This is a genomic window from Benzoatithermus flavus (assembly GCF_037908215.1).
In the GTDB taxonomy this organism is placed as follows: Bacteria; Pseudomonadota; Alphaproteobacteria; order Geminicoccales; family Geminicoccaceae; genus Benzoatithermus; species Benzoatithermus flavus.
In genome coordinates this window covers 40,091-51,592 of record NZ_JBBLZC010000030.1, presented here as the reverse complement: position 1 = coordinate 51,592, position 11,502 = coordinate 40,091, and the positions used below count along the sequence as shown (strand labels likewise).

Below are 11,502 nucleotides of genomic sequence, written 5' to 3'. Positions count from 1 at the left end.
GCGGTCCGCTTGGCCCGCCGGCTCGGCAGCGAGCCCGCCGGGTGCGCGCTGCTGTCGGCCGGCGCCGCCGCGCCGGCGCCGGCCCGGCCGCGTCTCGCCGGCCTGCCCCGCCGCCCGCGCGGTCCTTGACGGCACGCCCGACCAGGACGTCGCTCACGAGAGCAGCCGCTCGCCGAGGCACGGCGGCCCGGCGCTAGAACCGCTCGCACCAGGGTCTGAGCTCGAGCTCGAAGGTCCAGGCGCTGCGCGGCTGAAGATGGAGCTGGTGATAGACCTCGGCGATCGCGGCCGGATCGAGCAGCGCGTCCGGCCCGCGCTCGGCTGCGAGCCTGGCGTAGCGCGGGCTCATGATCTGCCCGTCGATCACGACGTGGGCGACATGAATGCCCTGCGGCCCGAGTTCGCGCGCCATGCTCTGGGCCACGGCCCTCAGCCCGAACTTGCCGGCAGCGAACGCGGCGAAGCCGGCTCCGCCGCGGAGGGACGCCGTGGCGCCGGTGAACAGGATCGTGCCGTGGCCCGCTGGCACCATCGCCCGCGCCGCGGCCCGGCCGACGAGGAAGCCGCCGAAGCAGCCTGCCCGCCAGCTCCGCTCGAACGTCTCGGGATCGAGATCGAGGATCGGGATCCTGACCCAGCCGCCGGCGTTGAACACGACGCATTCGGGCACGCCGAGCTCGCGCCCGATCCGGGCGAACGTTTCCTCCACCTGTTCGGCTTCGGTCACGTCGCAGGGGAACGGCAGCAGCCTGCCGTCGCTGCGGGCCGCAGCCATGGCTTCCAGCGCATCCGCCCGCCTCGCCAGCATTGCCACCCGGCAGCCGGCATCGGCGAAACGGTTGCTGACGGCGAGCCCCAGGCCCGGCCCGACACCGGCCACGACCGCCACGGCCCCATCGCTCATCGATCTTCTCCCCGATCGCGCGGCGGCCGCGCCTTTGCGGCCACCCGGCTCGGGTTGTGTCATGCGCGCATGGGCCTTTGGCCGCAAGGCCGGGCGAGGTCAGACCGCGACGGCGTGGCGCCCCGCGCCGGCCGCGAGATAGCGGTCGAAGGCTGCGGCCGCGACGCGCAGCAGCGCCCGGCAGTCCTCCGCCACGATCACCCGGCTGCCGTCGCGGCGCACGATGCCGAGCCGGAGCAGCTCCGCCATCCGTTCGGGATCGGGCTCGCAGGCCGCGACCGGCATTCCGTGCGCCGCGGCGATCCGGGCGAGATCGACCTCGCCCCGGCACATCAGGGCCTCGATGACGTCGCGCACGAGCCTATCCTCGGCCGTCAGCGCCACCCCGCGCGCGGTCGGCAGGCGCCCGGCCCTGACCGCGTCGCGCCAAGCCTTGAGGTCGACCTCGTTCTGGATGTAGCCCTCGCGGAAGCTCGAGATCGAGGAGGCGCCGAGGCCGATCAGCGTGCCCGCCGGATCGGTCGTGTAGCCCTGGAAGTTGCGCCGCAGCGTGCCCGCGGCCGCGGCCTGCGCCATGGCGTCGTGCGGCAGGGCGAAATGGTCGAGGCCGATCCGGACATAGCCTTCGGCCACGAGCGCGTCGCCGATCGCCTCGTACTGCGCCACGCGCTCGGCCGCGTCGGGCAGGGCCGCCTCGTCGATCATCTGCTGGTGCTGCTTGAAGCCCGGCACATGGGCGTAGCCGAAGACGGCGATCCGGTCGGGCCGCAAGCTCGCGACCTGGCGGACGGTATCGAGGCAGTTCGTCACGGTCTGGTGCGGCAGGCCGTAGAGCAGATCGACGTTGACCCCCGGTACGCCGCGCGCCCGCAGTCCCTCGATCACCTCGGCCGTGACCGCGAAGCTCTGGATGCGGTTGATCGCCTTCTGGACGGTGGGATCGAACGACTGCACGCCCAGGCTCGCCCGGTTGATTCCGCAGTCCCGCAGCGCGTCGAGCATGGCCGCATCGACCGTGCGCGGATCGAGCTCGACCGCGAGCTCGGCTTCCGGCAGCACCCGGAAGTGCTCCTGCACCTTCCGCATCGTGACGCGGAAGCCCTCGGGCCCGAGCGTGGTCGGCGTGCCGCCGCCCCAGTGCAGGTGGGTCAAGGGCAGTCGGCCTTCGAGCTGGGCGGCGACCAGGTCGATCTCGGCCCGCAGACTCGCGCCATAGGCGTCGATCCGGCCCTGATCGCGGGTGAGCCGCGTGTGACAGCCGCAGTACCAGCACAAGACCCGGCAGAACGGTACGTGCAGATAGAGCGAGACCGGCTCGTCGGGTGCTATCCGCTGCAGCCAGAGCGCATGCTGCCCGGGGCCGATCGCCGGGCCGAAATGCGGCGCCGTCGGGTAGCTCGTGTAGCGCGGTACACGGCTGCTCTCGAACCACCGGATCAGTTCCTGCCTCATCGTCCGCTCGAGCCGCTGCTGTGGATGCCATCCCGCACCTAGAACCCGTCGCCGGAGCGCGCCTTGATCTGGGTCAACGGAGGCATCTCGTCGCGGCAGACGGCGTCGGTTAGCCCTGCCCGAAGGACCGTCCGGACCGTTCATGCGCGCACCAGCGACAAGTTGAACGCTTTGCCCTTGATCGCTTGACAGTGGAATTCCAGAAAGTTGTTATACGCCAACTCCTGGTCGCTTAACGCGATAAGCGATGCGCCTGGTCATAGAACGTGACCGCCACCTGACGTGGAACGCTGCCTGAGGCCGGCACCCGTGCGTCGGCGCCGTCGCCAAGACTCACGCGCCAGAGAGGCCGCCGCTGCCGTCCGGTCCCATCCCGAGGACCGGCTGCCGCGGCATCAAGAACGCCCGAGGAAAAGGCCTAATGTCATCACAATACGCAAAGGGCGGTCTTCGCATCGCCGCACGTCTCGTGCATCTTGTCCGCTCTCTGGGTATGGCATGTCTGCTGCTCGCCGGCACTCCCGGCCTGCTCGCCGGCGACGCCCATGCCGCGGGAGTGGAGACGCCGCCGGCGTCGGATCCCAAGATCCAGCGCATCCAGCTCCATCGCAACGGCGAGCGCAGCATCAACTATGTCCCGCTCAGAAGGCAGCTCCAGCCGGAGCGGACCGGCACGCTGCAGATGCGGGTGATCGCGAGAATCGATCTCGACGGCGATCCGCTCGCCAATGTCCGGGGCAACGTCTATCCGATCGACGTAGACGGGAACGGCTCTTACGCGTTCCTGCACTACAACGGCTACCGCTTCATGCGGATCTACAATGCCGACGGCACCAAGCGCTGGCAGATCGACGACCCGAAAGGCCGCGTGCACAAGGACACCGTTCATCGCGACACGCTCGCCGTCCTCGACATCGACGGCGACCGGAAGCAGGAGATCATCCACTGCTGGGCCAACCACGCCACCGGCAGCAAGCGGCTGGTGATCCGCCGCGGCACCAACGGCAGCATCGTCCGGCAGGTGGATCTGGACGCGCCGAAGAGCGACATCTGTCAGCTCGGCGTGTTCTACGTGACCGGGCGGCCCGATCCGATCATCCTGGTCTCGCATCGCGTCAAAGCACCCGATAGCTGCGATCACAACTTCACCGACTACTGGGCGCGGACGGTCGCCTACGATCTCCGCCTCAACAAGCTGTGGGACCGGAACACCTGCAACGCCGGGCACTACGTCTATCCGGTCGACGCCAATTTCGACGGCTACGCCGAAGCGATCTTCGTCGGCCGGCACCTGTTCAACGTCGACGGCACGCAGCGCTGCCGCTTCCCGTTCTGGGGCTCGGATCATGCGGACGCGGTGAACGTCGCCGATTTCGTTCCGGCGCGCAGCGGGATGGAAGCGATCGTCGTGGGCGCGTCCGGCCTGCAGATGGTCGATGTGGACGATTGCACCGTGCTCTGGACGAAGCCGAAATCGGTGATCGACAACCCGCAGCATCTCGGGGTGGCATGGCTCGACCCGAACGCTGTCACACCCACGATCACGGTGCGATCCAAGGGGACCGTCGCCTCTCCTAAGGTCTACATGCTCGACGGCAGCGGCAGAATCCTGAAGACGTTCGCGACGGGCATGATCGGCAGCTTCATCCCGATCCAGAACGCCAATCTCGACGGTGCGCAGGGCAGCGACGATCTGGTCGGCCAGTTCGCGCAGGTGGCGGACCGGTCGGGCGGGATGCGCCTCACCAAGTTCTGGTATTGGAATCTCAAAGGCACCAAGGTCCAGGAGGTGCCGGGCCAGTATCCCTACTCCTACGATCGCTGGTCGGCGTTCCCGGTCGTGGCGGACCTCGACCGTGACGGCCGCGACGAGATCGTCGAGTGGAGCCAGAGCCTGATCGTCGTCGGCAAGGCGGTCGACTGAAGCCGCCCGCATCTCTCGGGTTCGGGACGGAGAAGCCGTCCCAGCTGCGGCCGGTGCGACCCCATGACTCGCGAAACTGTCATTCGGCGAGGGGTTGAACGGTCATCCCGGCGTTCGTATCTGCGCGGGCGGCAGGGACTGGCAGCCGAACAAGACGAATGCTAACACGCGCGCGCCTGGAACAGACCGGGTGCTGTGCCCGAGACCGCAGATGAGGAGGTGCAGGGGAATGACGGAGATGGTCCGTCTCGACCGGCTCGCCAAACGCTTCGGGCCGGTGCATGCCGTGGAGGAGGTGAGCTTCACGGTGGAGCGCGGCGAGGTCTTGGGCTTTCTCGGGCCCAACGGCGCCGGCAAGTCCACGACCATGCGCATGCTCACAGGGTTCCTCGCGCCCACGAGCGGCACCGCCTCGGTACTGGGCCACGACGTGGTCGAGGACCCGATCGAGGCCAAGCGGCGGATCGGCTATCTGCCCGAAGGCGCTCCTCTTTATGGCGACATGACCGTGCTCGCCTTCTTGCGGTTCATCGCCGAGATGCGCGGCCTCGAGGGGGCGCAAGGCCGGCAGCGGCTCGATGCCGCGATCGCGCGGACCCAGCTCGAGGAGGTGGTGCACCGCCCGATCGAGACGCTCTCCAAAGGCTTCAAACGCCGGGTCGGGATCGCCCAGGCGATCATGCACGACCCGCCCGTGCTGGTGCTCGACGAGCCGACCGATGGCCTCGACCCGAACCAGAAGCATGGTGTCCGGCAGCTCATCGGCGAGATGGCCGAGGACAAGGCGATCATCATCTCGACCCATATCCTGGAGGAGGTGGAGGCGATCTGCACCCGGGCGGTGGTGATCGCCCGCGGCCGGGTCGTGGCCGACGAGCGGCCCGATGCGCTCAAGCGCCGCTCCCGCTATCACAACGCGGTCCGTCTCACGCTCAACGCCAACCTCCAGCCGGTCCTCCAACCGCGGCTCATGGCTCTGCCCGGCGTGCGCGGCGTCGAGACCGTGGGCGCGGTCAACGGTGTCGCTACGCTTCTGGCCCTGCCCGAGCCGGGGCGCGACATCGGCCATCCGATCGCGGACCTGATCCGGGAGAGCGGTGTCGCCGTCGACGAGCTCGTCGTCGAGCAGGGCCGCCTCGACGACGTGTTCCGCGATCTCACCATGGCGTCCTCGGCGCACTGACGGGCGGATGATGGTCATGCATGCGGTGCTCACGATCTTCAAGCGCGAGCTTCGGGCCTATTTCGCCACCCCGCTCGCCTATGTCTTCATCGTCATCTTCCTGGCGCTGACCGGCTCCTTCACCTTCTTCATCGGCAACTTCTTCGAGCGTGGTCAGGCAGATCTCGCACCCTTCTTCCTTTTCCATCCCTGGCTCTATCTCTTCCTCGTTCCTGCGATCGCCATGCGGCTCTGGGCGGAGGAGCGGCGCTCCGGCACGATCGAGCTTCTCATGACCCTGCCGACGACGACGTTCTCGGCCGTTCTCGGCAAGTTCCTCGCCGCCTGGGTGTTCGCCGGCATCGCCCTTCTGCTGACCTTCCCGATCTGGCTCACGGTCAACTGGCTGGGCGACCCCGACAACGGCGTCATCCTCGTCTCCTACCTCGGCTCCTGGCTGATGGCGGGGGCGTTCATCGCCATCGGCGCCTGCATGTCGGCCCTCACCAAGAATCAGGTCATCGCCTTCGTCGTGGGGGCGGCGGCCTGCTTCCTGTTCCTCATGAGCGGGATGGACCTCGTGCTCGCGGCGTTCAGGCCCTGGGCACCGCCGGTCGTGGTCGACACGGTGGCCTCGTTCAGCTTCATCACCCACTTCGGGCAGCTCATGAAGGGGGTGATCGATCTCGCCACGCTTCTCTTCTTCGTGTCGCTGATCGTGATCTGCCTTCTGATCAACACGCTGCTCGTCGATCTCAAGAAGGCGGCCTGAGGGAGCCCGAACATGCAGCTAGCATCGCCCGACCGGCGCCGGCTCACGGTCGCCGGCATCGTTCTCGCCGTCGTCCTGTTCTTCGCCCTCAACACCTTCGGCAGCCTCTCCTTGAGGAACCTCAAGCTCGACCTCACGGAGAACCACCAGTTCACGCTTTCACAAGGCACCGAGCAGCTCCTCGGGAAGATCCAGGAGCCCATCACGCTCCGGCTCTACGCCTCGCGCTCCTTGCGGGACGCCAACCCGTTCCTCGGCTCCTACGCCGACCGGGTGCACGATCTCTTGCGCACCTACGCCGACGCGTCGAACGGCAAGATCACGGTCGAGTACATCGACCCCGAGCCGTTCTCGACCGAGGAGGACCGTGCCGTGGGCTTCGGCCTGCAGCCGATCCAGTCCGAGAGCGGCGGTGGGGCCAGTGGCTATCTTGGCATCGCCGGCACCAACACCACGGACGACGTGGACGTGATTCCCGTGCTCTCGCCCGACCGCGAGAGCTTTCTCGAGTACGATCTCACCCGGATGGTCTGGAACCTGGCCCATCCGGAAAAGCCGGTCGTGGCGCTCCTGACCAGCCTGCCGATGAACGGCGACCCGGCCCAGCAGTACCGACCCTGGCAGGTGATGCAGGAGCTCCAGGAGTTCTTCGAGGTCAGGACGATCGGCGGCGACATCGACCGCATCGCCGACGACGTCGCCGTCCTGATGCTGGTCCATCCACAGGCGCTCAGCGAGAAGACGCTCTACGCCATCGACCAGTTCGTCATGCGCGGCGGCAAGGTGCTCGCCTTCGTCGATCCGCACGCCGAGGCGCAGGCGGTGCGCCGGCCACCCGGCATGCCCGAGGACACGTTCTCCGATCTCGGCAAGCTGCTGCCGGCTTGGGGTGTCACCTTCGATCACGACAAGATCGTGGCCGATCCCGACCTGGCGCGGCAGGTCGTATTCCCGAGCGGCGGGCGCGAGCAGGTGATCGACTACCTGCCCTGGCTCGGTGTCGACCAGAGCAGGCTCGCGAAGGACGAGGTGATCACGGCCGAGCTCAACCGCGTGAACCTCGCGACCGCGGGCTTCCTCAAGCCCAGGGAGGGGGCCACGACCAGCTTCACGCCGCTCATGCGCTCGAGTGCCTCGGCGCAGGTGATGGATGCCGACAAGGTCCGGGTCTACCCCGATCCTTACGCCATCATGCGCGACTACAAGCCCGGCGGGCAGGAGCTCGTGCTCGCGGCCAGGATCAGCGGGCCCGTGAAGTCGGCTTTCGACAAGGCGCCGGAAGGGGCCGGCGGCGGGGCCGAGCAGCTCAAGGAGAGCAAGTCGCCGGCCCAGATCATCCTGATCGCCGACAGCGACCTTCTGGACGACCGCAACTGGCTCGCGAACCAGCGCATGCTGGGCCAGCAGGTGACGGTGCCGCTCGCCGACAACGGCAACCTCGTCGCCAACGCGCTCGACTATCTCGTCGGCAGCGACGCGCTCTTGAGCCTGCGCGGGCGCGACGTGACGCTCCGGCCGTTCACCAAGGTCGCCGAGATCCGGCGCGCGGCCGAGCAGCAGTACCGGGCGAAGGAGCAGGAGCTGCAGCAGAAGCTCGACGATCTGCAGCAGAAGCTGAGCGCCTTGAAGCCGGCGGACAGCGGCGCGGGGGAGGAAGGGAATCTGCTCAGCGACGCGCAGAAGAAGGAGATCGAGAGCTTCCGCGGCCAGCTTCTCGAGACGCGGCGCGAGCTGCGCGACGTGCAGCACGCGCTCAGAAAGGACATCGAGGATCTGCGCGATCGGATCCGGTTCATCAACATCGCAGCCGTGCCGCTTCTGGTGGCGGCGCTGGCGATCGTCATGGCGGTCGTCCAGCGCGCGCGCTACCGCCGCCGCTTCGATACGACGGCCCACGCCTGAAGCCGGAGGACGAGCCATGTCACCGAGGAACTTCGTGATCCTGGCCGGTGCCACCGCCGTGAGCCTGGTACTGGCCATCGGTGCCGTCGTGAGCCGCGACGTGCCGGTGACGGCGCAGCCGGCCGCGACCGCTTTCCTTCCCGGCCTGATCGACCGGGTGAACGAGGTGCGCACCGTCCGCATCACCGGTCCCGACGCCAGGACGATCACGGTCGTCGCCGACGAGAAGGGCTGGAAGCTCCAGGAGAAGGGCGGCTATCCGGTCAAGGCGGAGGAGGTCAGGAAGCTCGTGCTGGGCCTGGCCGGCCTCCAGCTCGTCGAGGCCAAGACGGCGCAGTCCGACCGGCTGAAGCGCCTGGAGCTCGAGGATCCGGCAGGCGGCAAGGACGCGAAGTCGCGCGCGGTCGAGCTTCTGGACAAGGACGGCAAGCCCGTCGCCGCCGCCGTGGTCGGCAAGAGCAAGCCCGGCCTCTACGGCAGCGGGCGCTCGGGCGTCTACGTCCGGCGCGCGGGCGAGCCGCAGGCCTGGCTCGCCGCCGGCTCGCTCCAGCTGCCGGGCGACGGGCTCGATCTGGTCGAGCGGGAGGTGATCGATCTGCCGATGGGAAAGATCGCCCGCGTGACGCTCGGCGTCGACAGCCCGAACCCGATTCGGATCCACCGGCCCGACACGGACACGCTGCCCTATACGGTCGAGGCGACTGCGCCCGAGGGTCGGGAGATCGACCGCGACAAGGTCGAGCAGGTCGCAGGCTCCCTGGGGCTCCTCACCCTGCAGGACGTGAAGCCCGCAGCCGAACTGGCGCTGCCGCCGAACGCGCGCCACAGCCGCTACGAGACCTTCGACGGCCTCGCCGTGGACGTGACCGAGGCCAGGATCGGCGAGGGCGATGCCGCCGAGCGCTGGGTGACGCTCGCCGTCTCCGCGCTCGATCCCGCCGCCGCCCCGCCGCCCGCGGTGGCACCGGCCGGCACCGAGGCGAAGCCCGCAGGCGACGCGGCGAAGCCGGCCGAGAAGCCGGCGGCGGAGCGCGCGGCCGAGCTCGATGCGCGCGTGCATGGCTGGGCCTACAAGGTCTCGCCCTATGTGGGCGACCGGCTCGGCGCCGACCTCGACGCCCTGCTCGCCGACAAGCAGGGCTCGTCCTGAGCCCTTCATCCGCCGGACGGGTGGGATGCAGCGCCCGTCCGTCTTGGAGCGGCTCCGGCTCCCCGATTCGGACGGCCCGGGCGCCACGACCGGGCCGTCGTCGTTTCTTCACCTTGCCCGTGGGCGGGCCGTTTGCACCCGTTGTTCCCGCTATCCTCAGGCGGAAGGGAGCTCCGTGTTCTCGTCCTTGGAACGGTCACGATTCTCCCACACCGCCATGCACAGGTTTGTCCCGAACTCTGTGGAAAACCCGTGCCGGACGAGGCACGGCGTCCGGAAAGCGCGAACGGCGGCCGTGGACCTGCCATGGCCGCTGCGCGGGTGTCGTGAGCCGGGGGAGGCGCTCGTGCTTCCGGCCTCAGAGGGACTTCGGCCGGTTCTCGGCAGCGTTGGTGGCGGCAGCGGGGAGCGGGGTCGCCGAAGGCTCCGGCACGGCAGCGGGAGGATGGCCGATCGTGCCGCCGGCATGGCCGACCGTGGCGACCGGTTCCGTCGCCGAGGGCAGGGATGTCGGCTTCACGGCGTTTGCCGGCGGCACGGACGCCGACAGTTCGGCCGTAGCCGCGATCTCGCCTTCGCCGGGTGGTGTCGGCGGGGACAGGAACTCGCCGGTCGCCCGCATGGCGTCGAGGAGCTGCTGGCTCTCCTTGGGGCCGATCAGGGCGAAGACCAGGGAGCCGCGCCGCCAGTTCAAGGAGATGTGCCCCTCGGGCACGAGCGTGAGCGCGACATCGGCATCGCTGCCGACGGCACCCACGAACAGGAACACGCGCCGGCCGTCTTTGTCCTCGTAGACCAGACGGATTGCCGGCGTCTCGCCGCCCTGGAGCGCGTTGCCGCCGACGAAGTGGAGGCCGTAGGCAGCGAGATCGGGTCGCCGGACCGAGTAGGCGGCGAGCTGCTGGTCGAGGCCGGTGCCGTCGAGGCCCTCGCTCGCCGCGAGCTGGGTATTACCGAAAGGATCGCGCCCGAACAGGACCTGCGGTCCGGCGTTGAGGACGAGCGGCGGCCAGGTCAGATGCTCGGCGACCTGGCCGGGCGGGGGGCCCCAGACCACCCACAAGCTGACCAGGCATGCCGCCGCGAGCCCCGAGCCGGCAAGGCCCATGCGGACACGCCGGCGGTGGCGCATGGCGCCGGCGAGCTCGCGGATCAGCTCGTCCGTGCGGGAGTCGGGAACGTAGCCGCGATCGTCGAGCCGCTCGCGAAGCGCCTTGAGCTCGCCCTGCTGGCGCAGGAAGTCGCTCACCCGCTCGGCAGCGAAGGAATCGACGGCGAGATGGGCGACGACCCGGCGGTAACGGCGCCCGTCGAGCTCGCCGTCGACGAAGGCATGCAAATCCTGCTCGCTGACCGCCGAGGATGAATGGCTTGCAGACATGGCTACTTGACCACGCGGAGCCGCGTGACGGAGCCCTGCGTCATGAGCTGGCGCAGGGCCTCGCGCCCGCGGGAGAGACGGGACATGACGGTTCCGATCGGCACGTCCAGCACGCGGGCGGCCTCGAGATAGCTCATGCCCTCGAGGCCGACCAGGAGCACCACCTCGCGCTGCTGCTCGGGCAGGGCCGCGAGCGCTTGCAGGAGGTCGCGGACCTCGAGCCGCCGGGTCTGGTTCGCCGGCAGCGACAAGGTCGCCATGACGTCCTCGATTGGAACGTGATCGACCCGGCTCCGTCGCTTCCGGGTCGCGTCGATGAACACGTTGTGCATGGTAGCGAACAGATAGGCACGAAGATCGCGCACCGGTCGCCATGCGCGCATCTGGCCGAGCACGCGGCTCAGGCATTCCTGAACGAGATCGTCGGCTTCATGCGGGTCGCCCGCGAGGACGAGAGCATAGCGCCGCAGCGCGGCGACATGGGTGGTGAGATCCTGCGTGAGCTTGTCGCGCTCCAGGTTACCGTGCGTCCCCGCCATGTCCTGCCCATCGCCTTCGCTTATCGTTGCAGCACGCCGATCGACTCGGAACGTTTCCCCCTCGTGCCGTTCCGGTCCCGACGAAAGGACGGCTCCGTCGGCCGGGCCGACGGAGCCTAGGCGGTTGGGCGGAAACGCTAGGCGTCCTGGAGGCGGATCGGGAAGCGCGCAACGGATGCCCATTGTACCTGCCGCGGACCCGAACGGGACCGACAGCAGCGCCGAAGCGCCTGCACATCTCGGACCGCGCATCCTGGCCCTGCTCCAACCCAGGGCACCGGCCGTCCCGGCTCCAGATCGCCTGTCCGATAGACGG

9 protein-coding genes are annotated in these 11,502 nt (G+C 68.9%); 5 read left to right on the top strand and 4 right to left on the bottom strand.

Annotation, left to right across the window (positions count from 1 at the left end):
- Positions 1-193 precede the first annotated feature (193 nt).
- A complete protein-coding gene (locus U1T56_RS20980) occupies positions 194-904 on the bottom strand; it encodes an SDR family NAD(P)-dependent oxidoreductase (protein ID WP_418161459.1) in 711 nt (236 codons plus the stop codon).
- Between the two features lie 99 nt (positions 905-1,003).
- The gene (gene hemN / locus U1T56_RS20975) at positions 1,004-2,356 is read right to left on the bottom strand and encodes an oxygen-independent coproporphyrinogen III oxidase (RefSeq protein WP_418161458.1); all 1,353 of its coding nucleotides are present in this window, start codon (positions 2,354-2,356) and stop codon (positions 1,004-1,006) included.
- A 493-nt stretch (positions 2,357-2,849) separates the two neighbouring features.
- On the opposite strand from hemN, the gene U1T56_RS20970 reads away from it, so the two are divergent.
- From U1T56_RS20970 to U1T56_RS20950, 5 genes are all read left to right on the top strand, one after another.
- Complete coding sequence (locus U1T56_RS20970; protein ID WP_418161457.1) at positions 2,850-4,280, top strand: hypothetical protein; 1,431 nt, start codon at positions 2,850-2,852, stop codon at positions 4,278-4,280.
- Between the two features lie 238 nt (positions 4,281-4,518).
- Positions 4,519-5,463 (top strand): ABC transporter ATP-binding protein, encoded by a 945-nt coding sequence (locus tag U1T56_RS20965; RefSeq protein WP_418161460.1) that lies wholly within the window; start codon positions 4,519-4,521, stop codon positions 5,461-5,463.
- A 16-nt stretch (positions 5,464-5,479) separates the two neighbouring features.
- Complete coding sequence (locus U1T56_RS20960) at positions 5,480-6,214, top strand: ABC transporter permease (RefSeq protein ID WP_418161456.1); 735 nt, start codon at positions 5,480-5,482, stop codon at positions 6,212-6,214.
- A gap of 12 nt (positions 6,215-6,226) precedes the next feature.
- Positions 6,227-8,116, top strand: a complete 1,890-nt coding sequence (locus U1T56_RS20955) for a Gldg family protein (protein ID WP_418161455.1) — start codon at positions 6,227-6,229, stop codon at positions 8,114-8,116.
- Positions 8,117-8,132: 16 nt separating this feature from the next.
- The gene (locus tag U1T56_RS20950) at positions 8,133-9,266 is read left to right on the top strand and encodes a DUF4340 domain-containing protein (protein ID WP_418161454.1); all 1,134 of its coding nucleotides are present in this window, start codon (positions 8,133-8,135) and stop codon (positions 9,264-9,266) included.
- Between the two features lie 358 nt (positions 9,267-9,624).
- Here the strand turns inward: U1T56_RS20950 and U1T56_RS20945 are convergent, their stop codons facing one another.
- Together U1T56_RS20945 and U1T56_RS20940 are read right to left on the bottom strand one after the other, a co-directional pair.
- Positions 9,625-10,605: an anti-sigma factor family protein gene (locus U1T56_RS20945; RefSeq protein WP_418161453.1), complete on the bottom strand. Its 981-nt coding sequence runs from the start codon at positions 10,603-10,605 to the stop codon at positions 9,625-9,627.
- A gap of 44 nt (positions 10,606-10,649) precedes the next feature.
- Positions 10,650-11,186: a sigma-70 family RNA polymerase sigma factor gene (locus U1T56_RS20940; RefSeq protein WP_418161452.1), complete on the bottom strand. Its 537-nt coding sequence runs from the start codon at positions 11,184-11,186 to the stop codon at positions 10,650-10,652.
- Between the last annotated feature and the right edge of the window lie 316 nt (positions 11,187-11,502).

Coding starts and splice junctions, on each gene's coding strand:
- U1T56_RS20980 (WP_418161459.1), bottom strand. CDS start 904: ATGAGCGATGGGGCCGTGGCGGTCGTGGCCGGTGTCGGGCCGGGCCTG.
- hemN (WP_418161458.1), bottom strand. CDS start 2,356: ATGAGGCAGGAACTGATCCGGTGGTTCGAGAGCAGCCGTGTACCGCGC.
- U1T56_RS20970 (WP_418161457.1), top strand. CDS start 2,850: ATGGCATGTCTGCTGCTCGCCGGCACTCCCGGCCTGCTCGCCGGCGAC.
- U1T56_RS20965 (WP_418161460.1), top strand. CDS start 4,519: ATGGTCCGTCTCGACCGGCTCGCCAAACGCTTCGGGCCGGTGCATGCC.
- U1T56_RS20960 (WP_418161456.1), top strand. CDS start 5,480: ATGCATGCGGTGCTCACGATCTTCAAGCGCGAGCTTCGGGCCTATTTC.
- U1T56_RS20955 (WP_418161455.1), top strand. CDS start 6,227: ATGCAGCTAGCATCGCCCGACCGGCGCCGGCTCACGGTCGCCGGCATC.
- U1T56_RS20950 (WP_418161454.1), top strand. CDS start 8,133: ATGTCACCGAGGAACTTCGTGATCCTGGCCGGTGCCACCGCCGTGAGC.
- U1T56_RS20940 (WP_418161452.1), bottom strand. CDS start 11,186: ATGGCGGGGACGCACGGTAACCTGGAGCGCGACAAGCTCACGCAGGAT.